The organism is Paenibacillus bouchesdurhonensis (assembly GCF_900155685.1).
GTDB lineage: Bacteria > Bacillota > Bacilli > Paenibacillales > Paenibacillaceae > Fontibacillus > Fontibacillus bouchesdurhonensis.
Map to the genome: position 1 here is coordinate 2,292,283 of NZ_LT732548.1, position 26,631 is coordinate 2,318,913.

General features: G+C 50.1%; 24 protein-coding genes and 1 pseudogene. 24 read left to right on the top strand and 1 reads right to left on the bottom strand.

The annotated features are described in order from the left end of the window. Window positions 1–25: 25 nt before the first annotated feature. From dapF to spoVM, 20 genes are all read left to right on the top strand, one after another. Window positions 26–862, top strand: coding sequence for a diaminopimelate epimerase (gene dapF, locus CZ379_RS14525; protein WP_110932268.1), 837 nt, complete (start codon window positions 26–28; stop codon window positions 860–862). A 28-nt stretch (window positions 863–890) separates the two neighbouring features. Next, entirely contained in the window at window positions 891–1,019 is a 129-nt protein-coding gene (locus CZ379_RS26960; RefSeq protein WP_267890492.1) for a hypothetical protein, read from the top strand. Window positions 1,020–1,189: 170 nt separating this feature from the next. Next, the gene (locus CZ379_RS14530) at window positions 1,190–3,079 is read left to right on the top strand and encodes a bifunctional homocysteine S-methyltransferase/methylenetetrahydrofolate reductase (protein WP_110932269.1); all 1,890 of its coding nucleotides are present in this window, start codon (window positions 1,190–1,192) and stop codon (window positions 3,077–3,079) included. Between the two features lie 35 nt (window positions 3,080–3,114). Continuing rightward, the gene (locus tag CZ379_RS14535; RefSeq protein WP_110932270.1) at window positions 3,115–4,005 is read left to right on the top strand and encodes a YicC/YloC family endoribonuclease; all 891 of its coding nucleotides are present in this window, start codon (window positions 3,115–3,117) and stop codon (window positions 4,003–4,005) included. 52 nt (window positions 4,006–4,057) lie between these two features. Further along, window positions 4,058–4,318, top strand: a complete 261-nt coding sequence (gene remA / locus CZ379_RS14540; protein WP_019639066.1) for an extracellular matrix/biofilm regulator RemA — start codon at window positions 4,058–4,060, stop codon at window positions 4,316–4,318. An 11-nt stretch (window positions 4,319–4,329) separates the two neighbouring features. Further along, entirely contained in the window at window positions 4,330–4,902 is a 573-nt protein-coding gene (gmk, locus tag CZ379_RS14545) for a guanylate kinase (protein ID WP_110932271.1), read from the top strand. A 53-nt stretch (window positions 4,903–4,955) separates the two neighbouring features. Beyond that, a complete protein-coding gene (rpoZ, locus tag CZ379_RS14550) occupies window positions 4,956–5,180 on the top strand; it encodes a DNA-directed RNA polymerase subunit omega (protein WP_110932272.1) in 225 nt (74 codons plus the stop codon). Between the two features lie 117 nt (window positions 5,181–5,297). After that, on the top strand, window positions 5,298–6,527 hold the full coding sequence (gene coaBC / locus CZ379_RS14555) for a bifunctional phosphopantothenoylcysteine decarboxylase/phosphopantothenate--cysteine ligase CoaBC (protein WP_110932273.1): 1,230 nt from the start codon (window positions 5,298–5,300) through the stop codon (window positions 6,525–6,527). Further along, a complete protein-coding gene (priA, locus tag CZ379_RS14560; RefSeq protein WP_110932274.1) occupies window positions 6,527–9,049 on the top strand; it encodes a primosomal protein N' in 2,523 nt (840 codons plus the stop codon). The genes coaBC and priA overlap by 1 nt, the downstream gene beginning before the upstream one ends. 122 nt (window positions 9,050–9,171) lie before the next feature. Next, window positions 9,172–9,654 (top strand): peptide deformylase, encoded by a 483-nt coding sequence (gene def / locus CZ379_RS14565; RefSeq protein WP_110932275.1) that lies wholly within the window; start codon window positions 9,172–9,174, stop codon window positions 9,652–9,654. 7 nt (window positions 9,655–9,661) lie between these two features. Further along, complete coding sequence (gene fmt, locus CZ379_RS14570; RefSeq protein WP_110932276.1) at window positions 9,662–10,606, top strand: methionyl-tRNA formyltransferase; 945 nt, start codon at window positions 9,662–9,664, stop codon at window positions 10,604–10,606. After that, window positions 10,603–12,102 (top strand): 16S rRNA (cytosine(967)-C(5))-methyltransferase RsmB, encoded by a 1,500-nt coding sequence (gene rsmB, locus CZ379_RS14575; RefSeq protein WP_110932277.1) that lies wholly within the window; start codon window positions 10,603–10,605, stop codon window positions 12,100–12,102. Before fmt ends, rsmB begins: the two co-directional genes overlap by 4 nt. Before the next feature lie 266 nt (window positions 12,103–12,368). Continuing rightward, window positions 12,369–13,292: a copper amine oxidase N-terminal domain-containing protein gene (locus tag CZ379_RS14580; protein ID WP_110932278.1), complete on the top strand. Its 924-nt coding sequence runs from the start codon at window positions 12,369–12,371 to the stop codon at window positions 13,290–13,292. A gap of 11 nt (window positions 13,293–13,303) precedes the next feature. Continuing rightward, the gene (locus tag CZ379_RS14585; protein ID WP_199925618.1) at window positions 13,304–16,504 is read left to right on the top strand and encodes a DUF5704 domain-containing protein; all 3,201 of its coding nucleotides are present in this window, start codon (window positions 13,304–13,306) and stop codon (window positions 16,502–16,504) included. Window positions 16,505–16,697: 193 nt separating this feature from the next. Further along, complete coding sequence (rlmN, locus tag CZ379_RS14590) at window positions 16,698–17,744, top strand: dual-specificity RNA methyltransferase RlmN (RefSeq protein ID WP_110932279.1); 1,047 nt, start codon at window positions 16,698–16,700, stop codon at window positions 17,742–17,744. Between the two features lie 9 nt (window positions 17,745–17,753). Further along, window positions 17,754–18,524, top strand: a complete 771-nt coding sequence (locus CZ379_RS14595; RefSeq protein WP_110932280.1) for a Stp1/IreP family PP2C-type Ser/Thr phosphatase — start codon at window positions 17,754–17,756, stop codon at window positions 18,522–18,524. Further along, window positions 18,521–20,689, top strand: coding sequence for a Stk1 family PASTA domain-containing Ser/Thr kinase (gene pknB, locus CZ379_RS14600; RefSeq protein ID WP_110932281.1), 2,169 nt, complete (start codon window positions 18,521–18,523; stop codon window positions 20,687–20,689). Before CZ379_RS14595 ends, pknB begins: the two co-directional genes overlap by 4 nt. 37 nt (window positions 20,690–20,726) lie before the next feature. Next, window positions 20,727–21,635 carry a ribosome small subunit-dependent GTPase A gene (rsgA, locus tag CZ379_RS14605; RefSeq protein ID WP_110932282.1) on the top strand — a complete coding sequence of 303 codons (909 nt, stop codon included), beginning with the start codon at window positions 20,727–20,729 and terminating at the stop codon, window positions 21,633–21,635. Window positions 21,636–21,639: 4 nt separating this feature from the next. Then, window positions 21,640–22,302 (top strand): ribulose-phosphate 3-epimerase, encoded by a 663-nt coding sequence (rpe, locus tag CZ379_RS14610; protein WP_110932283.1) that lies wholly within the window; start codon window positions 21,640–21,642, stop codon window positions 22,300–22,302. A 175-nt stretch (window positions 22,303–22,477) separates the two neighbouring features. Further along, window positions 22,478–22,558 (top strand): stage V sporulation protein SpoVM, encoded by an 81-nt coding sequence (gene spoVM, locus CZ379_RS14615; protein ID WP_055107596.1) that lies wholly within the window; start codon window positions 22,478–22,480, stop codon window positions 22,556–22,558. A 146-nt stretch (window positions 22,559–22,704) separates the two neighbouring features. Here spoVM and rpmB read toward each other — a convergent pair whose 3' ends face one another. After that, window positions 22,705–22,893 carry a 50S ribosomal protein L28 gene (gene rpmB / locus CZ379_RS14620; RefSeq protein WP_110932284.1) on the bottom strand — a complete coding sequence of 63 codons (189 nt, stop codon included), beginning with the start codon at window positions 22,891–22,893 and terminating at the stop codon, window positions 22,705–22,707. Between the two features lie 191 nt (window positions 22,894–23,084). Between rpmB and CZ379_RS14625 the strand changes: the two genes are divergently transcribed. The 4 genes and pseudogenes from CZ379_RS14625 to CZ379_RS14640 form a co-directional block, all read left to right on the top strand. Continuing rightward, window positions 23,085–23,444, top strand: a complete 360-nt coding sequence (locus tag CZ379_RS14625; RefSeq protein WP_110932285.1) for an Asp23/Gls24 family envelope stress response protein — start codon at window positions 23,085–23,087, stop codon at window positions 23,442–23,444. Window positions 23,445–23,459: 15 nt separating this feature from the next. After that, on the top strand, window positions 23,460–25,226 hold the full coding sequence (locus CZ379_RS14630; RefSeq protein ID WP_110932286.1) for a DAK2 domain-containing protein: 1,767 nt from the start codon (window positions 23,460–23,462) through the stop codon (window positions 25,224–25,226). 43 nt (window positions 25,227–25,269) lie between these two features. Next, window positions 25,270–26,139, top strand: a complete 870-nt coding sequence (locus tag CZ379_RS14635; RefSeq protein ID WP_110932287.1) for a DegV family protein — start codon at window positions 25,270–25,272, stop codon at window positions 26,137–26,139. Between the two features lie 14 nt (window positions 26,140–26,153). Further along, window positions 26,154–26,631: pseudogene (locus CZ379_RS14640) on the top strand (ATP-dependent DNA helicase RecG); the annotation flags it as partial.

Sequence of the window (26,631 nt, forward strand, 5' to 3'; positions counted from 1 at the left end):
GCAAAGCGATGGAGGGGTGGTTCAGATGGAATTCACAAAAATGCATGGGCTCGGAAATGACTTCCTAGTTTTTTATGGGGAAAAGGCTTTGCCTGAAGATGCTTCTTATCTAGCGCAAAAATGGTGCAATCGCTACTTTGGCGTTGGAGCTGACGGATTGGTGTTCATTCTGCCGTCCGAACAGGCGGATTTCAAAATGAGAATCATTAATTCGGATGGGACGGAAGCAGAGCAGTGCGGGAATGCCATCCGCTGCGTCTGTAAATATGTATATGAAAAGGGCTATGTCCTCCGCGAACGGGTGACCATTGAAACGCTGGGTGCAGGCGTGCAGCAGGCTGTTCTTCAAACAAAAGCCGGTGCCGTCTCATCCGTACGCATTGATATGGGGGTGCCGATCCTTGGCGGCCGGGATATTCCGACAACGCTCGATGTATGTCCGGTGTTGGATTGGCCCATAGAAGCCGCTGGCCAGAGGTTCAGCGTTACAGCGGTCTCGATGGGGAACCCTCATTGCATTATTTATGTCGATGACCCAGCTGCGTTCGATCTGAGTACCTGGGGGCCAAGGCTTGAGGTACATCCTCTATTTCCGCAAAAAACGAACGTGGAATTCGCGACGATTACTTCCTTCGATCGAGTGGAAATGCGGGTATGGGAGCGCGGAGCAGGGACTACGCTTGCCTGCGGAACCGGCGCCTGTGCTGCGCTGGTCGCCTCTGTTCTTCATGGCTATACGAACCGGGCTGCATGGATCGGGCTGCCAGGCGGGGATTTATACGTGGAGTGGGACGAGGCGGATAACCATGTGTACATGAGCGGCCCGGCGGAGACTGTGTTCGAGGGCAGCGTAGACCGGTAGCCTTCTATGAGGAGGGTAGACGCCGTCTATGTTGGAGCGTGCTGCCGAATCGAGCAAGCAGCTTGGCAATCCGCATCATAAAAAAACGCCGGACGGCGTTTTTTTATTTATACGAATAAATAAGATGCTTACGGTGAAGGCAGCCGTAGTGGCATAGGCTCAGCAGACGCTTTTCTAACCATTCAGCTTGAATTTGTGGTACATTAGAATGAAAATATGAAAAAAGTCTGTTAGTGGGGCAGTATGTTCGATAGAGTACGCTAGAGTTCGAGGAAATAAGTTGAATAATAGGCTTGAAATAGAATGAGGGCAGTGGAGGTAAGAAAGATGAGGCCGGATTTACGCGAGAAAATGCAAAAAGAGGTTTTGGTTGGGGATGGGGCGCTGGGTACCTATTTATATCAGTTGGGTTTTCCCGTAGGCATATCTTATGAAGAGTTCAATTTATTAAGGCCTGAAGTGATCGGTGACGTGCATCGCCGCTATATAGAAGCTGGAGCACAGCTGCTGGAGACGAATACATTCTCGGCAAACTACTATAAGCTCGCAAAATTTGGACTGGAATCCAAGGTGGAGGAAATCAATAAAGCCGCTGTGCGCATCGCTAGAAGCGCGGCGGGTGCAGATGCTTATGTCGCTGGTGCTGTAGGATCCATTCGAGGCGGAAAAAGAGTAAATGTCTCCGTCCAGGAGCTGAATCAGTATTATGCACAGCAAATTTCCGCACTGCTGACAGAAGATGTTGATGCGCTGCTATTTGAGACCTTCTATGACCTGGAGGAGATGCGAATTGCGCTTGGCAAGGCTCGTAAATCCACTCCGATTCCGATCATCTGCCAGTTTGCTGTCGATCAGCTTGGCCGCACGTTGGATGGTTATAGTATTAAGGAAGCCTTCGTAATATTGCGCGAGGAAGGCGCTGACATTCTCGGCTTCAACTGTCATTCTGGTCCCAAAGGAATTATGAGTGTGATGGAGGACTTGAACGGCCCGCTCGATATTCCGCTATCTGTATTCCCCAATGCGGGTTTAGCCGACTATGTAGATGGAGAGTATGTATATGGAGCAACCCCGGAGTATTTCGGGGAGAGTGCGATTTCATTCGCCGATCTTGGAGCACGGCTCATCGGCGGCTGCTGCGGTACGACGCCTGAGCATATTTCGGCGATTGCAGGGGCGCTTTCCAATTACGTACCGAAGCCCCTTCAGGAAGGAACAGCACTGCCTGCGGTTCGGCCTTCCATGATTGTTGAGGGGCCGGAGGAGTCAGTTAAGGACATTTTCGGTGGACAAGCGTCTGATCCGAGTATCGTCGAACTAGTTAAGGAAAGACATACCGTTATAGTGGAGCTTGATCCTCCTCGCGATCTGGATATCCGCAGGTTTATGGACGGCGCTGCCGCGCTGAAGGAAGCGGGAGTTGATGCTTTGACTCTTGCAGATAATTCGCTGGCGGTTACCCGGATGAGCAACATGGCATTGGGTCACCTCGTACAGTCCGAGGTTGGGCTGCGGCCGCTTATTCATATCGCTTGCCGCGACCGCAACCTGATCGGTACCCAATCGCATATGATGGGCTTCGATGCCCTTGGCATCGACCATGTGCTGGCGGTAACCGGCGATCCGGCGCGCTTCGGCGATTTGCCTGGCTCAAGCTCGGTGTATGATTTAACCTCCTTTGAAATCATTCGTATGATCAAGCAGTTGAATGAAGGCATAGCATTCTCCGGCAAGCCGCTCAAACAGAAGGCGAAGTTTGTTGTCGGCGCGGCATTTAATCCGAATGTGAAGCATTTAAATAAAGCTGTCGAGCGTTTGGAGAAAAAAATAGCATCTGGTGCGGATTATATTATGACGCAGCCGGTGTACGACCCGGAACTGATCGTTGCGGTTAAGGAAGCAACAGCGCATCTGGATATTCCGATCTTCATCGGCATTATGCCTCTGGCCAGCGGGAAAAATGCTGAATATTTGCATAATGAGGTTCCCGGCATCCGGCTCTCCGATAGTGTCAGGAAGCGGATGGAAGGGCTGCAAGGCGAAGAGGGCCGCAAGGTAGGGGTGGAAATCGCCAAGGAATTGTTGGACACGGCTTTGGAGCATTTTAACGGCATTTATTTAATAACTCCGTTTATGTTTTATGAAATGAGTGTCATTTTGAGTAATTATGTCTGGGAGAAATCCGCACATCGATCACGCTACTTGTCTCGTTCATAATTATCAATTACAATAGGGTAACGGATGTGATACCTTTGTCTCACAGTATGACAGGATACGGACAGTCCGCCAGAGAATACGGCGGTTATGTTATTCAATTTGAAATTAAATCCGTCAATCATCGGTATGCCGAAATCGTTCTTCGCATGCCACGGGAGTGGACATGTTATGAAGACGGACTGCGGCGCCTCGTACAGCGTCATGTCAAGCGTGGCCGGATTGATGTATACATTAGCAAAGAGCGTGAGGATCATAGCTCTTTGCCATTTGTATTGAACTCTTCCATCGTGCAATCTTATTTGCAGGCTGCTGAAGAGCTCAGCCGGGATTATGGCGTGAATGCCAATCTTACGGCAAAGGACATTCTGTCCCTGCCTGATGTGCTCACGGCTCCAGAACTGACCAAGGATAATCCGTCTTCGGAGGATGGCGGATGGGAGACGGTGCTGCACGATGGGCTGGAGGAAGCGGTGTCTGGGCTTTTGCGCATGCGGGAGAAGGAGGGGCTTCATCTCGTTCGCGATTTGGAGAGCCGGCTGCTGAAGCTGGACGACTTGCACGCAGAAATCTCAAGGCTCGCTCCGGAAGTGGTGAGCGATTACCGAACACGCTTGCAGGGGCGCCTCAATGAGTTGTTTGAGGGGGCGGTGGATGAGCAGAGATTTGCGATGGAGATTGCGCTTTTTGCGGATCGATCCAACATCGATGAGGAATTGATCCGACTGAAGAGCCACTTCGAGCAGTGCCGCGGATTGCTGAGCACCCGTGAGCCGATCGGCCGCAAGCTTGATTTTTTAATACAGGAAATGAATCGTGAAACCAATACGATCGGATCAAAGGCCAACCATTTGGCTTTGGTCAACCGTGTTTTGGAAATGAAAGCGGAATTGGAGAAGATTCGCGAACAGGCAGCGAACATGGAGTAGCATTATACCTATTTGGAAGCGAATCGAGAAAATTAGGGGGAACTACCTAACCATGGCAATTAAACTTATTAACATCGGTTTTGGAAATATCGTATCGGCGAATCGCATCATTTCCATTGTCAGCCCTGAATCTGCGCCTATTAAGCGGATTATTCAAGAGGCGAGAGACCGTCATATGCTGATTGACGCCACTTATGGGCGTCGTACCAGAGCGGTCATCATTACGGATAGCGACCATGTCATTTTATCGGCGGTACAGCCGGAGACGGTCGCGCATCGTCTATCCATCAAAGACGACGACAACGACGAATAATGGAGAGTACAATGGCAAAAGGGCTACTAATCGTATTATCCGGGCCGTCCGGAGTGGGGAAGGGAACGGTCTGCAATGAACTTAGGCATCGTTTGCCTGAGTTGGTGTATTCTGTGTCTGCGACGACAAGGCAGCCGCGGCTAGGCGAGGAGCACGGTGTGAATTATTTTTTTAAAACCCGTGAGCAATTTATGGACATGATCGATAATGACCAGCTGCTGGAATATGCCGAGTATGTCGGAAATTTTTATGGTACTCCGCGCGATTTCGTAGAGCAGACGATTGAGAGCGGCAGGGACATTATTTTGGAAATTGAAGTCCAAGGCGCGCTTAAAGTGAAAGAGAAGTTCCCAGAGGGGATTTTTGTGTTTCTGCTTCCGCCATCTTTGGATGAGCTTAAAGGGCGGATCCAAGGGCGCGGTACGGAGAACCAAGCGACGATCGACCATCGGATGTCGGTAGCTGCGGATGAAATAGCTCTGCTTAAAAACTATGATTACGCGGTCGTGAACGACGAAATTGACTTGGCTTGCAAAAGAATTGAAGCCATCATTACAGCCGAGCATTGTAAAGTAAGAAAATAGCCAGGCACGACTTTGCTGTGAGTTGATGAATACTTAAAGAGGTGTTGATGAGAATGTTGTATCCATCTATTGATAGAATGCTGGAGAAGGTCGACAGTAAGTACTCGTTGGTTGTCGCTGCATCCCGTAGAGCAAGACAGCTTAGAGAAGGGGAGAAGAGCGAGCTGCAGCAGCCGAAGTCCCATAAGCAGGTTGGCGTTGCCCTTGAGGAAATCTACGGTGACTATGTACGGATCAAACGGGATATCCACGGAAATCCCTTAACAGACGACGAATAATTGGCATCGCCTCCGGGCTGCTTTAGAACACTTTTTTTAAGTGCTTTATTTACGACAACCGCGAGGTTGTTGTTTTTTTCTGTAATGAATAGGAGCGAAAGAAAGAGGGGATCACCGATGTTAACCGGCAAAAAAATATTGTTAGGGGTCACCGGCGGCATCGCTGCATTCAAGGCAGCGTCGCTCTGCAGTAAGCTCGTACAACAAGGTGCCGAGGTTCGCGTAATTATGACGGAGTCCGCGACCAAGTTCATTACGGAGCTGACCCTGCAGGCGCTTTCCAAGCATCCTGTCTACACGGATACGTTCGATGAGAAAAATCCGCAGGTCATCGCGCATATCGATCTCGCGGATTGGGCTGATCTAGTGCTGGTTGCACCGGCTACCGCAAATATTATTGCCAAAATGGCCGTAGGTTTAGCGGACGATATGCTGTCCACGACGTTGCTTGCCACCGAGGCTAGGATTATGCTGGCTCCAGCGATGAATGTTCATATGTACACTCATCCGACCGTTACTCGTAATTTAGCGGAACTTTCCGAACGCGGCGTGCTGATGGTAGAACCGGGCAGCGGGCAGCTGGCTTGCGGTTACACGGGAAAAGGGCGCATGGAAGAGCCCGAAAACATCATCTTGGCCGTTGAGGCTTATTTTGCCCGTGAAGAACGTGCAGCTAAACAGCCGTTAGCAGGGAAGAAAGTGGTGGTTACGGCCGGGGGGACTGTAGAACGATTGGATCCGGTACGTTATATTACGAACGATTCGTCTGGAAAAATGGGATTTTCCATTGCTAAAGCGGCTTTGGACTTAGGTGCGGAAGTAACGATTATCGCGGGCAGAACGGATGTGGCTCCTCCGCTTGACCGGGATGGTCTGTGCCTTATTCGCGTGGAGTCTGCCCAAGATATGTATGAAGCGGTTCATGCGGTTTGGGCGGATACGGATATACTCGTAAAAGCGGCAGCCGTCGCAGATTACCGTCCTAAACAAGCGGCTGATCGCAAGATTAAAAAGTCCGGCGATGCAATGACCTTGGAGCTCGTCAAGAACATCGACATTTTGGAGACGCTAGGTCAAAAGAAGAAGGGTCAGTTCCTGATCGGTTTTGCCGCCGAGACGGATCATCTTGAACAGCATGCCATGGATAAGCTGCGCCGCAAAAACTGTGATCTCCTCGTAGCTAACGATGTGACTGCGGAGGGCGCAGGCTTTGGCACCGATACGAATATCGTGCATGTCTATGATTCGAATGGGCTGGTGGAATCCATTCCTCGGGCGTCCAAGGACGAAGTCGGGCTGCATATTATGGAGTTGGCTGCTGCGCGTTTGACGGGAGAGTCGAAGTAATGTATAGAATGGCAAAAGTAATTGTCGATGTGCCGAGCCGGGAAACCGACCGGCCTTTTGACTATTTAATTCCTGAGCCCATGAGCGGCTGGATCGAAGTGGGGAGCCGGGTCGGGGTGCCATTCGGACGCCGAACCGTACAAGGCTTCGTCGTATCCTTACATGATAAGCTTGAGTTGGATTCGTCGAGAATGAAGCCGATTGATGAACTGCTCGATCTCTTACCGCCGCTGCCTCCCGATTTGGTGGAATTGGCGGCTTGGATGAGCCGAAAATATGCCTGCAGCATGATATCTGCCTTGCAGGCTATGATTCCATCCGCGTTGAAGGGGAAAGCAGAAAGGTATATCCACGTTGCGGATGAGCACCAGATGTCAGGCGGTGATGCGCTGTTTGATTCGCAGGCTCTGCTAGGTGCGGTCGAACGTGAAATCGTCGCTTACATCCATCAGTCCGGCTCTGTAACGATGGCTCATTTAAGCACCCGCTATCCAGATCGGATTGAAGTCATCAAAAATTTGCTCGGTCAAGGGATTTTATTTGAGAGCCAGGCAATTAAGGATAGAGTGAGGAAGAAAACGGTGAAGACCGTAGTCGCCGCAGTGAGCGGGGAGGCTGCTGAGGAGGCGCTTGCCTCGTTGGGAGGAAAAGCTCGCCGCCAGCGCGAGGTGCTGGAATTCCTAATGGAAGTAGGTGCTCCCCTATCCTTGCAGGAAGTGCTGACCACGCTGCGAGTTACCGCGGGAACGGTTAAGAGCCTTGCGGACAAAGGATTTGCGACGATTGAGGATGTGGAGGTATTCCGTGATCCTTATCAAGACCGGCGTTTCCAAGCAACGAAACCGCTGGAGCGAACTCCCGAGCAGGAGAACGTGTATCGTTATCTTGCAGAAACACTGGATGCACATAGACATGGCGTGTTTCTTCTGCACGGCGTAACCGGAAGCGGGAAGACAGAGGTCTACCTGCAGACGATTGAAAGATGCATTTCGCTTGGCCGTCAGGCGATCGTTCTAGTTCCGGAAATATCGCTGACCCCGCAGATGGTGGAACGTTTTAAGGGGCGGTTCGGCAGCAAAGTCGCCGTCATGCACAGCCGTTTGTCTACGGGCGAGCGCTATGATGAATGGCGCAAAATTCGCGAAGGCCGGGTGCAGGTGGCGATCGGGGCTCGTTCTGCCGTATTCGCCCCTTTTGCTGACCTAGGCCTTATCGTTATGGACGAAGAGCACGAGACGTCTTACAAGCAGGAGGAGACGCCGAAGTATCATGCCCGCGACGTGGCGGTGGAGCGTGCTCGCCAGCATGGAGCAGCGGTCATATTAGGATCGGCGACGCCTTCGCTGGAAAGCTATCATGCTGCCCGCTCCCAAAGTAACGATCATTTTGCTCCGATCATTCTGGAGATGAATCAAAGGCCTTCCGGCAGCCGCCTGCCGGGGGTTCAAATTATTGATATGCGCGAGGAATTGAGGGAAGGGAACCGCTCCATGTTCAGCCGGGGTCTGCATCAAGGGATCGCCCAAAGGATCGAACGTGGAGAACAGACCGTGTTGTTCCTCAATCGGCGCGGTTACTCGACGTTTGTCATGTGCCGAACCTGCGGTTATGTAGCAGGATGTCCAGAGTGCGATATCTCGCTCACCTACCATCAGAAGTCGGATAATTTGCGCTGCCATTATTGCGGTTACGCCACTCCTGCACCATCTGTGTGCCCTGAGTGCCAAAGCGAGCATATTCGATATTTCGGCACGGGAACGCAAAGGGTAGAAGGGGAGTTATCAAAACTGTTTCCAGGCATTCGCGTTATTCGCATGGATGTGGACACGACGAGCGAAAAGGGCTCGCATGAAAGATTACTTCAGGCCTTTCGGGAAAAGAAAGGCGATGTGCTGCTCGGTACGCAAATGGTCGCCAAAGGTCTGGATTTTCCGGATGTGACGCTTGTTGGAGTTATAGCAGCGGACACGGCGCTGAACTTTCCGGATTTCCGTTCTGCGGAAAAAACGTTCCAGCTGCTCACCCAGGTGGCAGGTCGAGCGGGACGTCATCAGTTGCCGGGCGAAGTTTATATTCAGACCTACATGCCTGAACATTATTCGATTATCCATTCGAGCAGGCATGACTATCATTCCTTCGTAAGAGAAGAACTGCAGCACCGCAGAACACTGCATTATCCACCCTATAGCCGTCTGATCCTCGCGACCCTTTCACATGAACAGCTTCCCGTGCTGCTTCGCATGGCGGAGAATTTTGCGAGTGAGCTCAGGGGAAAGGCGCAGCGTCTAGGATGGTACGGCGACTTGGACAGGCGGACGCCGGAGGCGCTCGATATACTCGGGCCCGTAGCTTCGCCGCTCCCGCGCATTAAGAACCGCTACCGGTTTCAATGTATGGTAAAATATCGGGGGGAGCTCGATGCGGTGACACTGGTTCGCGAGACGGCGGCGGCAACGATGGATCAGCTGCGGGACGCATCGCTGCAAATCAGTATTGATGTCGATCCGCAGATGCTGATGTGAGGATGAACTTATCCCTTATTGAAAAGTATCGATCCTGCCGGAGCATCGGCGTGGACAGTTGCATATATATTTTGTAATGAATAGGTAAATCTATGTAGAGGCAAGAGGAGGATGTTCCCAGTATGGCGATTCGGATAATTGTCCACGAACCGGATGAAGTGCTGCATCAGGTAGCCAAAGAAGTGAAGAAGATTACCCCTAACGTGCAGAAGCTCCTTACGGATATGGCGGATACGATGTACGATGCAGAAGGAGTGGGGCTGGCGGCCCCGCAAATAGGAATATTGAAGCGGATGATCGTCATTGATGTTGGAGATGATCATGGACTGATAGAGCTTATTAACCCCGAAATTGTTGCATCGGAAGGAGAGCAATTCGGCCCCGAGGGCTGCTTGAGTATTCCGGGTTACCGCGGTGATGTGCGGCGGGCCATGGAGGTTACGGTTAAAGGCTTGGATCGTAACGGCAAGGAAGTGACCTACACCGGGACGGAGCTATTAGCCAGAGCTTTCCAGCATGAGATTGATCACTTAAACGGTGTGTTATATACGGATATCGCTGAAAGAATATATGAAATTACGCCTGAGGGCGAAGAGAAGGAGTGACTCGCTGTTGAATATCGTGTTTATGGGTACTCCCCAATTTGCTGTACCATCTCTCGAGTCGTTGCTCCGTGAGGGATATAACGTGGTTGGCGTGGTAACGCAGCCCGATCGGCCGCAGGGTCGAAAGAGAATACTAACTCCTACGCCGGTGAAGGAGGCCGCTTTAAAGCATGGTATTCCCGTATTGCAGCCGCAGAGGATGAGAGCGCCGGAGGCGATTGAGGAACTGGCTGCGCTGAGTCCGGATCTTATCGTTACCGCGGCGTACGGTCAAATTCTGCCGAAGGCTGTGCTTGATTTGCCTAAGCACGGCTGTCTGAACGTTCACGGCTCGCTGCTTCCGAAATATCGGGGCGGCGCGCCGATTCAACGCTCGATTATTAACGGCGAGAAGGAGACGGGCATAACGTTGATGTACATGGCCGAAGGATTGGATACCGGAGATATGATTGCGAAATCTGTCGTGCCGATTGAAGATGAGGATACTGCCGGCACGATGTTCGAGAAGCTGAGTCTGGCTGGAGCCAGGCTGCTGCTGGAGCAGCTTCCACTTATTCTTGAAGGCCGGGCCGAGCGGATTCCTCAGAATGATGCGGAGTCCACATATGCTTCTAATTTATCGCGGGAGGATGAGCGGATCGACTGGGCATCATCTTCGCGGGCGATTTACGACCGGGTTAGAGGATTAGTGCCTTACTCTGGCGGTTATACGCTATGGAATGACGAGGTATTTAAAGTATGGGCAGTAGCTCAGCCTGCTGTTGGCGCGAAGAATCCTCCCGGAGGACAAGCTCCCGGTACGGTATTGAATTTATCGGAGCAGGGAATCGAAGTGAAGACGGGAGACGGCTCCGTGTTGTTAACACGGGTGCAGCCAGCCGGGAAAAGGGCAATGGATGCCTCTGAGTTTATTCGCGGCGGGGTTATGCAGACCGGGACGGTATTCATATGAGCCGGAAACAAGAAAGCCGTCCTGGCGACGGAGTACGGGGACGGCAGGGAAGTGCAGGGAACGCTGCGCCCAAGGCCGGACAGCAGGGCGTCAAGGGCGGATCCCGCCGTCAGCATAAGGCGTCAGCACGGGATACTGCGCTACATGTGCTTACTGAAGTGGAGCAGGAGGGCGCATACAGTAATCTGCTGCTGAACTCTGCGCTGCAGAAATCCGGTTTGACTGGCGCTGAAGCCGGACTTGCGACTGAGCTTGTGTACGGCACGATTTCCCGCAGGAATACGATTGATTACTACCTTGAGCAGTTTGTGGCCAAGGGAATGGCCAAGCTCCAGCCTTGGGTGCGGAATTTGCTGCGGCTTAGCTTTTACCAAATTTTTTATTTGGATCGCATTCCTCCGCATGCCGCTGTCAATGAGGCGGTCAACATCGCCAAGCGAAGAGGGCATCAGGGAATCTCGGGAATGGTTAACGGGGTGCTGCGGAACGTGCTGCGCCGCAAAGACGAGCTGAAGCTCCCGAAAGATCTGTCCCCGGCGCGCCGGATTGCATTGGAACATTCGCATCCCGAGTGGCTCGTATCAAGGTGGATCGAGCAATATGGCGAGAAAACGGCGGAGGAGATTTGCCGCGTTAACAATGAGTCTCCTCCCGTAAGCGTGAGGATCAACGGAACGCGGATTACCCGGGACGAGCTTATGCAGAAGATGGAAGAGCAGGGGCTGAAGGTAGCGGCTTCCCGGGTTTCTCCCGACGGAATCATTGTCCTGAGCGGGGGTAATATGGCGTTAACCGGATGGTATCGGGACGGTTTGTTGTCTATTCAAGACGAGAGTTCGATGCTTGTAGCTGAGGCTGTTGCCCCTGAAGCTGGAATGTCGGTGCTGGACTGCTGTGCGGCTCCCGGCGGCAAGACCTGCCATATGGCTGAGCGCATGAAGGGCGAGGGGCAAATCATCGCAAACGACATTCATCCGCATAAGGCCAAGCTGATCGAGGATCAGGCTGCCCGTTTACAGTTGGGCAATGTACAGGCTCTATCGGGAGATGCCCTTGAACTCGACAAACACTTTGCTCCCGAGTCTTTTGATCGTATATTGCTGGATGCTCCTTGTTCTGGCCTAGGTGTCATCCGCCGCAAGCCGGATTTAAAATGGGTAAAGACACCGGAGGATATTACTGAAATCACTAAGATGCAGCGGAATTTGCTCGATCGCGCAAGTACCCTCCTTAAGCCGGGCGGAGTACTTGTCTATAGCACCTGTACGATTGAACCTAGCGAGAACGAAGAAATGGTGAAGCAATTCCTGGATCGCCATACTGAATTTGAGCTGGCCCCAAAGCTGCCGGAATGGCAGCGATTTAGCCAGAAGGTCAGCAGGGAGAACGAAGAAATCGAGATAAACGCCGAAACTATCGGTTTGCAAATCCTGCCGCAGCATTATCATTCAGACGGCTTTTATATCGCACGTCTGACGAAGCGCGCAAATGCTTAGACGTGCTGGGGAAATTTGGGATTTACGTGCATGGCTATATCTTATATAATGAACAAAGATGAAGCACATCTCTTGAATCGCAAGGAGCGATGGGAAGGGGTGTGCTTTTTTGTTATTCACTTAATTCCTTAATTTATCAAATTATCCATTTGGAAGGAGGTCTTTAGTCCTGTGAGGGCGAATTAGGAGGGGAATGATTTGGTGTGGTGTTGTCATGTAATTAATGATTCGTAACAATTTACAGAGAATTAGGGAGAGTGAAGGAAATGAACAAATGGATGACTGTATTGATAGCTGGAATTATTGCTTTTTCCTCGTTTCAAATCGTAGGGAATGTTGGGGCTGCGGATAAATCCAATGTAGCTGTTCTGGTAGATGGCCGGAAGGTGAAGTTTCAAGGCGGCGATCCGGTTATGGAGAACAACCGGGTTCAAGTGCCGCTCCGTGGGGTCGGAGAAGCCTTGGATGCAGAAGTAGACTTTCGTGGCAAGACCGTGACCTATGTTAAGGGAAGCAAGTCTATTGTACTAACCTTGGGAAGCAAGGCGGCGTTGGTCGATGGCCAAAATGTAATGATGGATACTGCAGCCAAAGCCGTTAAGGGACGGACTTATGTGCCGCTTCGCTTTGTAAGTGAGAATTTGGGCGAAACTGTAGAGTGGGACAAGGTCGGTGGCTGGGTGTGGATTGGGGCGAGAAATATTCCGAGTACGGATGATGAGCAATTTAAACTAATTCCGTTAAGTGAGTTTAAGGAGTATACGCAAACAATAGATATATTTAAAAACACTAAAAATGAGATTTTTTCATATATCAAAATTGTAAAATTTAGCGATCTTCCAATTCAACTTGGTGATCAGCAAATTATTTATAGCATTGATTTAGTACAAAGTAGGGGGAAAGATTATATCCAAATTCGGAGTAGCGTAAGAAATACTCCGATTTCCTTTTTGGTGAAAAACAGTTTTGCGAGAGGCCGTCATGGCCTTAATAGGGCTTTTGTTAATAATGGTGATAAGACAGGAATGAGCCTTTATCCTGTTGTAAGTAACTCGGATAAATTCCAAAATGGTAAATATATAGAAAATTATGAAGGTTGGATGAATTTTAAAATTAAGCAAGCTGACTATATCCTGATTAGAAATGGCGATGTGAATTATGCCTTGGCCATTGAAAATCCGTTTAAGTAGGAGTATAGGAGATGACCGAAAAATTCAACAACCTGAAAGAAAAACTATCTATTGTTTTTTTGACTATATTACTGGTTCTTGTTTCTTATCCTGGTCAAGTTGGAGCTGTAACAATTAATAATACACGACTTTACGAAGATCCAGAAAAACCCAATATATACTACTTTGTCGGCATGGTTTATTACGATGTTTGGAAGAATTCAGCCGGTTCTTGGACAGGGGATGGTTATAGGCCAGGAGATATCGTCTCACGGGTAGATGGTGGCACATATGAGTTTACTTTTCCTGCTGCACGTAAGCTAAAAGATATAACGGTATCTGTGTATGACTTCGACTGGACATATGCCGATATAACATTTAATACATCCCGCACTGGGGAGTTAGCTGAAAATGATAAACTATATTATCAAGATGCTACTTCAAAATCACTATATAGTTATAGTAATTCACGGGTTGATGGAAAAGGTACAAATACTGGTAAGATAGATGTTTATGTAGTTAATGGCGTACTAGATGCAGTGGAACAAGTAAATAGAAAACTTGAAGAAGAACAAGAAAATGGCCAGACCTTTGCCCCTGGTGTTGAAGGTTGGCGTTACTTTTTCCCAACCCTGTTTACAATCGAATTAGAGCCCACCGAAGGCAAGGCTGTAATTAAGCACTACACAACAGCAGGACAACCTTTAGACGGTGTAGATGGGTTTCGAGATCGGGAGGAAAAGATTGAATTAAATCAACACTATACTTTTTTTCCTTCACCGAATACCCCAACCTATAAATATGAGTATTATACGAAAGGAACAAGCGGGCCGTTGCCAGCAGTACCTAATTCCGGGGATATTCTAGTTGGGAATCCCATGGCTTTTACATATAGTGGAGGCTACCCGGTATATTACTTAAATCTATATTACGAGGGAGAGCCGCCACCAGGGGGAGGAACTGGTTCAGGGGTAGCTTGCACAGCTCCATCACCTGGCAGAATCATGACCGGAGAAGACTTCAACCCGAATGTTAGTGCAGTTATCCAGGCGGATTCTCGGGGGAGTGAGCGATTTCATGTCCTCGACGGCATTCCGACAACTGAAAGTTTATACGGCAATGTGTGGACGAAGAACTATTTACATAAGTATGGTTATCAAGAAATGACGGGCAAGTGCACATTTACCGTAGACGTTACCGTTATGCCGCCTCCACCGCCTCCGGATGAAGAAGCTGGCGATCCCTCCATCGTGCAAGTCCAGGTGGATAAGGACTATTCCTTCTGGACGATTTCTCAAGTTGAGGTTTATAGCCTTAAAGAAGCCGCCTTGCAAAACTATGCTTTTGCAGCTAACGGCATCAAGATACCACCCAGCGGGTATAATGCTCCTTATTACGCCACTGCACAGACGAACCACTATGAACCTTCTCCTATTCCGAACATCAGCGTTAGCCACAATGGAGATCCCGAAGCAGCCGCTCGTTCGGCGGTGAGCGTCCGGGTACGCAATGATACCTTCACGTTCAATAACCTGACCCTTATGAGCGGCGCAGAAACGATAGGAAGCGGCCCAACTCCATCAGCGATCCCAATGTCTCCTATGACAGGGGATAATACCCTATACAGTCCGGGGCACATTATCCCTATGACAAAGGTGAATCAAGCGAATCAGCCTAGCACCGGAACAATATATTATGTGGCTAGCGGTGCTGGAGAGAAGAGCTATCCGATCTATGGCATCAACTCAGTTACCGTACATACCCCTGTAGTTATTTATCCGGGCGTATCAGATGATCGGGCCCATAACCAGAAAACCAACCCTGCAGCAGGGCGTTCTGCTGTGATTCTGGATCGCCAGTTTACGATTGAGCTCCCGAACTCGGGGCAGCATGCCAGTTATGCGGGCTATGGCAAGCGCAATTACTTGAAATACATCGGCAGTAAGCAGGTGAGGTTCCCGTTTGATGTTTATAACGGCTCCAAGAGTCAATTTTATCCGAAAAACACATGGATTGAGGTGGAGAAATCCCAGGAGACCTTTCCTTTCTACCTCCCGGTATGGATTGATGAAGGATTCTATGAGGTGGAGTTTCGAACGATTGCCCACAATGCTCCTTTCGGGGCTAGTCGCCAAAGCAATGCCAACCTCGATTTAACTCATCACATCGCTTATGATACCGTGGCTATAGACGTCATTGGACGAGTCTATGATTTCCGGATTACGGATATTGCCGATTACTCTTGGGAGACGGTGTTTCGCACGGCCAAGGGGAGCAGCATTCCGACAGGAACCGCCTACTGGGTGGGACGGAGCGGCATTGATGGGGCAGCCCGGGGAATTACGCTAGAGTACACCCTGCCGATCCGCCCGGGAAGTCATCCCTTATATAAAAACGCAGCGATCAAGACAGGGTATCATTTCAAGTTCGATTTAAAGACGAAAGGCAATATGTTCTCGCGGCAGGATGAAATCAAAATTACGCCGAGCTTTTATTTTCTCAGCGCTGAAGATGGGTCGCGAACGCCTGTGGATCTGTACTATCATAAGAGCGGAAAAAGCTATGTGAAAGTAGGCTCGCCCAGCGACGAGGCGGCCCGGTATGTCATCTTGAACGAGCGTTTGCGCAATGTGCCGGTAGAGGAGCTGACAGATACGGCGCTGTATAAATACGACCATGAATACACTTTTGATCAGATCGCAACCGTTGGGCGCCCGCAATTCGTGAACCATTATGTCAATATAGCAGCGAAGCGCAAGACCATGATCGGCAGCTTAAGTCTGCTGCGTTTGCCGGGAGACGTGCGCACTCTGATCGGGCCGAAGACAAACATCCCTGCAGGTGTTGATTCGAGCCGGGCTAATGCCGCCGTTCAGAAATGGTACGGCGAGTACAGTCTGCCCGCAAATTTGTATGCAGTGAAATCTGGGACGAATGTCGCAGAGTATGGGCGTACCCACCGGGGGCTGACCGACAAATCCCCGATCTTTTTGAAGCAGGGATATATCGTGGTTAATTTTAACCTGGAAACGGTACAGGAAGGCAAAGTGAACGAGCCGCATTTACAGTACATTCATGCGCCGCATATGAACCAATGGTACCAGATGGAAGGCTTTGCCCGCAGTGTGCAGAATCCTTTTGGCGTCACTTACCGGCTGCAGGACGGGGATGTTGTGTTGTACCATGCCGACCTCTCCAGCCGCGATGATTTCCGTCCGATGGTAACGCATTAATAGATAGTTAAATAGTCTTAGTCGGTTCTAGAGCCGGCTCTCGCCGGTAAATGCCCGGCTTCTTTTTCCTCCATATGGAAACTAGCATTAAGACTTGAAACTTGCCATACTTTAGTGTAAAAATGATTTGTGCTAAAATAGGAAGAATGAGTGGGCAACTGCATACGATATACTATAGGACAGGTGTGTGAAAATGAAACCTTTTATATACGACTACACTTATGAACAACTGCGCGATTGGGCTGTCGAGCAAGGAGAGCCAGCTTTTCGTGGAGGGCAAATCTTTGATTGGCTCTACGCAAAGCGCGTAAACTCTTTCGATGAAATGACGAACCTGTCTAAGTCGCTCCGCCAGAAGCTGGACGACCAGTTTGCCTTCGTTACTTTGAATGAAATTACAAAGTTCGAATCGAAGGACGGAACAGTCAAATTCTTGTTCGGGCTCCATGATGACCATGCGATCGAGACGGTGATCATGAAGCATAACTACGGCAACAGCATCTGCGTAACGACACAGGTTGGCTGCAAGGTCGGCTGTACGTTCTGCGCTTCTACGCTCGGCGGATTAAAGCGAAATTTAACAGCGGGAGAAATCGTTGCTCAGGTTGTGCAGGCTCAGAAAATCCTTGACCCTCGCGGTGAGCGCGTGAGCAGTATCGTCATTATGGGAACCGGGGAGCCGTTCGAAAATTACGACGCCACGATGAACTTTTTGCGAATCATGATTCACGAGAAGGGCCTGAATATCGGCCAAAGACATATTACGGTATCGACGAGCGGAATCGTTCCGAACATTTATAAGTTTGCGGACGAAGATACGCAAATCAATTTGGCTATTTCCATTCACGCGCCTAATGACGCGCTTCGATCCAAATTGATGCCGGTGAACCGCCGTTTTCCTTTTGACGATGTGATGGAGTCACTGCGTTACTACCTTGCCAAGACTGGGCGCAGAATTACGTTCGAATACGCGTTGATCGGCGGCGTTAACGATCAGCCGGAACATGCCGAGGAGCTAGCTAACGTAATTAAGGACATGCTTTGTCATGTGAATTTGATTCCCGTCAACCATGTGCCGGAGCGCAAATATGTGAGAACTTCAAGAAATGATATTTTTCAGTTTCAGCGTATATTGGCGGATCAGGGGATTAACGTCACGATCCGCCGTGAGCAAGGGCACGATATCGCGGCGGCCTGCGGTCAGCTGCGAGCGAAGCATATGGAGTCTGGTGCGAGGTGATCTGGTGTAATGAGAATGGTGTATGTAAGTGATGTCGGGCGTGTTCGCCCTGTAAATGAGGATAGCGCTAGGGTATCCTGCTTAGAACAAGGCTATACGTTAGGTATCGTCGCCGATGGCATGGGCGGTCACCAGGCTGGGGATATGGCCAGTCAATTGGCGGTGGAGACGATAACTCAGGATATCGATACACTGGCCCCGGGCCTATCTGTACAGGCATGCGGCGAAGCGTTGAAAAATGCGATTTTACATGCCAATGAAGTTATTTTCCGCAAAGCATCGGAGCATGATGAATACCACAACATGGGGACGACCGTCGTCGCTGTGCTTCTTAGCGGTCAGGAAGGAGTCGTCGGACATATTGGCGACAGCCGGGCGTATCAGTACCGGCAGAACGATCTAGTCTTGCTGACGGAAGATCATTCGCTAGTTAATGAGCTTGTCAAGAACAAGCAGATCAGCGAAGAGGAAGCCAGCGTGCATCCGCGGCGCAACGTGCTGACAAGAGCGCTAGGGACGGATTCAAAAGTGGCGGTCGATTTGGACCATATCATTCTTGAAGCCGGGGATATTTTGCTGCTCTGCAGCGACGGACTCAGTAACTATGTATCAACGGAACAAATGACCCTTACGCTGGGATTGAACGATCTCTCCTTAGAGGATCGGGCTAACCGCCTGCTTCAGCTTGCCTTGAACGCAGGAGGCGACGATAATATTACCGTCGCCCTGCTTGAACATCAAGAAGAAGCTGGGTCAAGCATAAAGGAGTGGAATTCATGATCGGACACGAATTGGGCGGTCGTTATCAAATTATCGAGCGAATTGGCGGCGGGGGAATGGCGCTGGTCTATAGAGCGCATGACATTCTTCTCAATCGCAATGTAGCGATTAAGGTGCTGCGCCAACAATTTGTGAACGACGAGGAATTTATACGCCGATTTCGGCGGGAAGCGCAGTCTGCTGCGTCTTTATCGCATCCCAACGTAGTAAGCGTCTATGATGTAGGACAGGAAGATGATATTCATTATATTGTCATGGAATATGTGGAAGGCCAGAATCTGAATGAAATCATCAAGGAGCGTGCACCACTGCAGGTTGACGAGGCCATTCGCATTGCGTCGCAAATCGCTGATGCGCTGGATCATGCCCATCATAATCAGATCATTCATCGTGATATTAAACCTCATAACATATTAATCGGCCGGAATGGCCGGGTAAAAGTAACCGATTTTGGCATTGCCCGTGCGGTCACCTCTACTACGATTACGCAGACCGGCTCCGTCGTAGGCTCGGTGCATTATTTTTCGCCGGAGCATGCGAAAGGAGTAGCTACAGGGGAGAAATCAGATTTATACTCGCTGGGTATCGTGCTGTACCAAATGCTGACGGGACGCCTTCCGTTTCTCGGAGAAAGTCCGATCAGCGTTGCATTGAAGCATCTGCAGGAGCATTTTGAGGAGCCCCGTTCGGTCAATCCCATGATCCCGCAGAGCGTTGAGAATATTATTCTAAAATCAATGCGCAAAAATCCGGGGGAACGCTATCAATCCGCCCAGGAAATGCTGCTGGATTTGGAGACATGTCTGCTGCCTGAACGCCGGACAGAGTCCAAGCTTTTGTTCACAGACCATGATGATGAGGACAATACTCGGGTCGTGCCGGCGATTAAGCCTCAAATGATCTCGAACGCAAGAAGCGGCTCCAAGCTAACCAGAGATTCGCAAGCAGACGAAGACAGGGATGAGGGGAGGAAGGGCACGAGCTTCTGGTCTAAGCCTGTACTTTGGGTAAGTCTGACCGTATTCCTGCTTCTAGCGATGGCGGGAGTCGTATGGTATGTAAACAAAACCTTCACTGTACCTGACGTCACGGTTCCGAGCGTTATAAATATGAATGAAGCGGATGCCGCCAAAACGCTGCAGGAACAAGGCTTGGAGGTCGGGGACGTAAAACAGTTGTACAAAGAAGGCTTCGATGAAGGAATCGTTTATGAACAAAGCAGGCCGGAAGGTGCGGTAGTCAAAGAAGGGGCAATTATAGATTTGACGGTAAGTACAGCCAAGCCGCTTGAGAAAATGCGGTCATTCAGCGGCATGACTTACCAGGAAGCGGAAGCTCAGCTCGTCCAGGCCGGAGTGGATAAGGATCGGATCACTCAGGCAGAAGAATTCAGTAACGAGGAAGAGGTTGGCAAGGTAATCGGGCAAAGCCCAGATGCAGGCACGGAATATGATCCGGCATCCGTAAGCATCGTGCTTAAAGTTGGCAAGGGTCCCAAGGAATTCAGTATGCCGACTCTAATAGGATTGAAACAGGAGGAAGCGGAAGCTAAAATCAAGGAGCTTGGCCTGAAGCTAGCCAAGGACGGCATCAAAACGGAGCCAAGCTTTGAAAGCGAAGCGGGCGAAGTCATCAACCAATGGCCGTTTGCGCCGAACAGTCTGGCTACGCCGGGAACCGAAATGGTGCTGACGGTAAGCTCCGGCTATCCGCCAGAGGCTATTAAGTATACGTTTGAAGTGCCGGCGGCCCCTGTTGAAGAGGGCAAGAACAGCAAAATTCGGATCGTTTACGGAGATGCTCGCGGCGATAATAAAGAATGGGGTACGAAAACGATCAATACGACCCAGACATTCTCCGTAGACTTGGTCTTGGCACCTAATAAAAATGGTGCAGTCTCTGTTATCCGGGATGGCGAGCTGTTCGATACCTATCTGGTCTCGTATATCGACGCCAAGCAGGGAACGGTTCCGGTTCCTCAGCTACCGGGCAGCCAATACGACGAAAATTCTTATAATGATTGGGAAGAGGAAGAGATAGAGAACCCGGAGACGGGGCGGGTCGACCAAGGAGCCGTGGCCCAGGCCGTTAAGGACAATAAAAACAATAGCGGCAAAGGAAATGGAAAGGGCAAAGGAAATAAGGGACGAAACAGCAATAACTAGGCTTAGATAGAAAGACAATGAAAGTGAGGCCGGCAGTATGCCTGAAGGTTTAATTGTTAAGGCATTAAGCGGATATTACTATGTGAAGCCCCAAGCCTCGGCAGAGGAGAATATTCTCCAATGCCGGGGCCGCGGCATTTTCAAGAAGAAAGGGATTACTCCCCTTGTAGGCGACCGGGTTCTATATACACCGACCGAGAATGGGGAAGGCACGGTGGATGAGATATTGCCTCGAGACACAGAGCTAATCCGTCCGCCGATTGCTAATGCTAGTCATGCGGTACTGCTCTTCTCGGTGAAGGAGCCGGATTTGAACCTGCAGCTGCTTGACAAGTTTCTTGTACATATCGAGCATGCAGGACTTCGTCCGCTTATTTGTCTGACGAAGGAAGATTTGCTGGATGAGGATGCAAACGAAAAGGATCGCGATTTAACGACTCAAGTGGGCGAGCTGTATGAGAAGGTAGGCTATGAGGTTATCGTAACGAGTTCCTTGACCGGAACTGGAACGGATGAGGTGAAGGAGCGGCTGGCTGGAAAAATCAGCGTGTTTGCTGGGCAATCCGGGGTAGGCAAATCATCCTTGCTAAATGCGATGCTTCCGGGATTATCTCTAGAGACGAGTGAAATCAGCTTGAAGCTGGGCCGCGGCCGCCACACTACACGCCATGTTGAGTTAATCGAGCTTGAAAATGGGGGGTACGTCGCGGATACTCCCGGTTTCAGCCAGCTGGATTTCCTGGAGCTGGGCGTGGAAGAGCTCTCATCATGTTTTATTGAGTTCGACGATTATGCGGAGCGATGTAAATTCAGGGGCTGCAGCCATTTGCACGAACCGGGATGCCGGGTCAGAGAAGCGGTAGAGGCAGGCGATATTATCGACAGCCGCTACAAGCATTACATGCAATTCTATGAGGAAATGAAAGATAAAAAACGGAGGTACTAACTTCATGACGAAAATCAACATAGCACCGTCTATTTTGTCTGCTGATTTTGGGAAATTGGCTCAAGAAGTCGCTGATGTAGAGCGAAGCGGCGCTGACTGGCTTCATGTCGACGTAATGGACGGACATTTTGTACCCAATATAACGTTCGGGCCGCTCGTGCTGGAAGCTGTAGCTCCTCATACGAAGCTGCTGCTGGACGTACACTTGATGATCGAGCACCCGGAGCGGTATATCGCGGCATTCGCTAAGGCTGGAGCGAACTTGATTACGGTTCACGCGGAAGCCTGCGTACATTTGCACAGCGTCATCCAGCAAATTAAGAGCTTGGGGGTTAAAGCGGGCGTCGCGATTAATCCGGCTACGCCGGCACTGGCAGTTCGCGAAGTTATCGAGGATCTCGATCTTGTTCTCGTGATGACGGTGAATCCAGGGTTCGGGGGACAAGCATTTATACCGGGGACGCTTCGTAAAATATCACAAATCGCCGAGTGGAGAGAAGAGCTGGGATTGACGGGGCTGCATATTGAAGTCGACGGAGGAATTACCGCCGCTACCGCTCCGCTTGTTGTCGAGGCGGGGGCAGACGTGCTTGGAGCCGGGAGTGCCGTATTCGGCCGAGAGGATCGGGCTGCCGCGATAGCGGAAATCCGTGATAGCGTAAAGTGAAGTGTTTCTAGCGAATCATCTTCTTAGGTTGGTATAGGGATGGGCTGTTTCGCATACAATGGGTTACATGAGCAGGGTTCTCATGTAGCCTTTTTTTTGTGTCCTCAATACACGGGAAGCAGACTTGGAACATAGACTATAGGTGAAGGCATGAGAATGATGGGGAGGGTGAAGGATGAAATTTTATACATTCAAGCTGCCTAAATTTTTGGGTGGATTCGTCAAAGCGGTATTGAACACGTTTCAGAAAAATTAGGGGGAAGGAGCCAGGCCGCGTTTAGCGGCAGTTTTTCTTGCGATTATAGAATGACCAGCTGCGCTGAGGACTTATTAATTCTATAATCCATAAAAAAAGCACCTCGAATGACAAGGTGCTTTTTGTTTATATACTTATTACAACCCTTACGCGCGGGTTACTTTACCGGATTTCAAAGCCCGGGTGCTAACGTATACGCGTTTCGGTTTACCGTCTACAAGAATACGGACTTTTTGTACGTTCACGCCCCAAGTACGCTTATTGTGATTGTTTGCGTGGGATACATTGTTTCCCGTGCTTGGGCTCTTGCCTGTCACATAACATTTGCGAGACATTCATTACACCTCCTAATAACAACCTCTTAAAAACAACACTTATCTATAATATCACAGTGAAAAAAGCGGCGTCAACCAGTGACTTAACTTTATTTCTAGCTTCATTGCTCTTCTTTTATTTATTTCTCTTTCTTCTTATAGTACAATGTTGATTAGTCCATAATAATTTTAGGGAAGGAGCAGATGCGGACGTGGCTATTGAATTAAATACGAAGTATGGAACAATCCACATTTCCGATGAAGCAATAGCGGTAATCGCCGGATCGGCCGCGATGGAATGTTATGGATTGGTGGGCATGGCAAGTCGCAAACAATTCAAGGACGGCTTCGCCGAATTGATTGGGCGAGAGAACCTAGCCCGTGGTGTGGAAGTGAACCTGGAGAATAATCAATTGTCGATTCATCTTTATATTATAGTAAGCTATGGCACGAAAATTTCCGAGGTCGCACACAACATACAACAAAAAGTGAAATATGTATTAACCGAAGTCGTTGGACTTGAAGTTGCGTATGTCAACATCTCGGTTCAAGGCGTACGTGTATCAAGCTAGGAAGGGGAATTTTCATTGAGTAAGCGTTCTCTGAATGGAACAGATTTTACCGCCATGGTACTGGCCGGGGCGGAGAGGCTTCACCAGCATGCCGAGCATGTCAACTCTCTGAACGTGTTTCCGGTTCCCGATGGAGACACCGGAACGAACATGAATTTGACGATGACTGCAGGCGTGACGGAGTTGAAGAACAATGGCACTGGAGGCGTGGGAAGCCGAGCGGGCGTGTTGTCCAAGGGGCTGCTGATGGGCGCGCGCGGTAACTCGGGCGTTATCCTGTCTCAGTTATTTCGCGGCTTTGCCCGCTATGCAGCTTCTTATGAGGAACTGAATACGATCCATTTTGCCGCTGCATTGCAGAGCGGAGTGGACACTGCCTATAAAGCTGTCGTGAAGCCAGTGGAAGGCACGATCCTTACCGTAGCCAAGGAGGCGGCAAAGCATGCCGTATTCTATGCCCGGCGGACAACGGATATGACAGAGCTGATGACGGAGGTTCTAGTCAAGGCCAAAGAGGCACTCGCTCATACTCCTGAACTATTGCCTGTTCTAAAGCAGGTCGGTGTCGTGGATTCCGGTGGACAAGGACTAGTATATATTTATGAAGGATTTTTGCAAATACTGACAAACGGAATCATACCAACGGCAGTACCTGAAGAGGGACAAGCTGTATCCGCTACTCCATCCGTTTCTCCGGTAGCTCGAATAACACCGAATGCTCCGATTTCCGCACAGGCTAGATTGGAGACGGAGGATATCGAGTTCTTGTACGACATGGAATTCTTCATCAATCGTACGCTTGGTGGGGTTAAAGATACGCCATTTAACGAAGATCAGTTCCGGGAAGCGCTGTCAAGAAATGGAGATTCTATTATCGTCATTGCTGATGATGAAGTGATTAAGGTACATGTACATTCCAAAGCGCCGGGCGAGGTGCTGGATTTGGCTCTGCATTATGGCGAGATTACGCAAATTCAAATTTTGAATATGCGTGAACAGCATCGCGACCTGCTTTCAGCGGGAATGGATGCAGCTCCGATGCCCGAATTGTTCGCCGATATACCAGCGGAGAGCCTGCGCCAGGCTGAACGTGCCGAGATGCCTGCGGATGAGCTGGCACCTTATGGTTTTATCGCCGTAGCGTCGGGACAAGGCATCTCCGATATTTTTACGAGCCTAGGCGTCGATATCGTTTTGGCCGGCGGCCAAACGATGAACCCGAGCACAGAGGATTTCGTGAAGGCGATCCATTCGATTTCGGCCCAGCATGTGTTTATTCTGCCGAATAATTCGAATATTGTACTTGCCGCTCAGCAAGCGCGTGATCTTCTGGAGGGCGAGCGTGAGGTTACGGTCATTCCAAGCAAGAGCATCCCGCAGGGAATCGCCGCTGCATTTGCGTTCCAGGAGGAAGAGAGCGCTGAATCGAACAACGATAGCATGATGAACGCCGTGGAGCATGTGAAGACAGGGCAGGTCACTTATGCGATCCGCGATACAGTATTTGATGATCTGGAGATTACAGCTGGACATTACATCGGTATTGCCGAATCTAAAATCGTAGCAACGGAAGAAGGGCTGCTGGAGACGAGTCAGGGTCTGCTCTCTAGAATGCTGGAGGGCGGCGATGAGATCGTGACGATTCTTGTCGGGGAGGAAGCCGCGCCTGAGATGACGAATGCGCTAGTTGCCTGGATCCATGAGACTTATCCGGACGTTGAAGTGGAAACCCACAACGGCGGCCAGCCGATATATTATTATTTATTCTCTGTAGAGTCTTAGGCCTTGCCTAGGGATGACAGCAGAGTGAAAGGATGGGGGACTCATGAGCCAGGTTGTCATCGTTGCAGATAGTACGGCCGATGTGCCAAAATCTACGGCAGAGGAATACGGCATTCAAATCGTACCGATGCGTCTCGCGTTCGGCGAGGAATCTTTTCTGGAAGGGATCGACATCACTGCGGAGGAGTTCTATGATAAACTGACGAAGTCTCGTGAACTGCCGAAGAGCTCCCAGACCTCTCCGTCCCAGTATGCCGAGGTCTACCGTAATTTGCTGGAAGCCAATCCAGGCTCGCCGGTCGTATCGATTCATATTTCTTCCGGCATGAGCGGAACGTACCAGTCGGCTCTGCTGGCGAAGACGATGCTGGAGGAAGAAGCCGGCAAGGAGCTGGACATTACCGTTATCGACTCCCTTTGCGCTTCTTACGGCTTTGGCCTTCAAGTGGTTGAAGCCGCAAGGCTGGCTCGGAAGGGAGCTTCCGTTGAAGAGATTAAATCTGAAGTAGAACGGCTTGGCCGCAGCCGTAGACTGTATTTCCTGGTCGATACGCTGGAGTACTTGCAGAAGGGCGGACGGATTGGCAAGGCGGCGGCTATTCTAGGAACGCTGCTTAACATTAAGCCGATTCTTTCCGTTGATCAGGAGGGCATTATCTACGCAGTAGACAAAGCGAGAGGCCGCAAGAAGGCGGTATCGCGGGTCATCGAACTGTTCGTGAACGATTTCGGCAATCACAAGGATTTAAATGTTGCGGTTTGTGACGGTGTGAATCCGGAGCTTGCGCAGGATTTTGTGGCTTTGCTGTCTCAGCACTTTACACTGCATGAAGTGGTTCGTACGGACATTGGTGCAGTCGTAGGTTCACATACCGGCCCTGGAGTCGTAGCTATTTTCGTGTGGCCGGCTTGAAGCGAGGGATTTAAATGAATTTGGATTTGAATGAAATTCCGGTGAAGCAAGTTAACGGCGTGAGCGCTCTCAAAGAGGGAGAGCTTCACGCCTTTGGCATCTTTACGGTAAATGATTTAATGGAGTATTATCCGTTTCGATACGAGGATTACCGACTGCGCTCTTTGGCCGAGGTGAAGGACGGGGATCGAATCACCGTTCAAGCTAAAATAATGAGTGTGCCCGTATTGCAGCGCTATGGCCGCAAGTCGAGACTGACATGTAAAATGGTCGCCGAGGACTGGATGTTCACCGCGACTTGGTTTAACCGCCACTACTTGAAGGATCAGTTAACGGCAGGGCGGGAAATAGTCCTGACGGGCAAATGGGACTTGAGGCGCAGCCAATTGACTGTGTCGGAGTCGGAATTTCCCGATCGCGGCACGCTGCGCAGCGGGAGCCTGCAGCCGGTATACTCGGGAGGCGGGAAAAATACGCAGAACTGGATGCGGA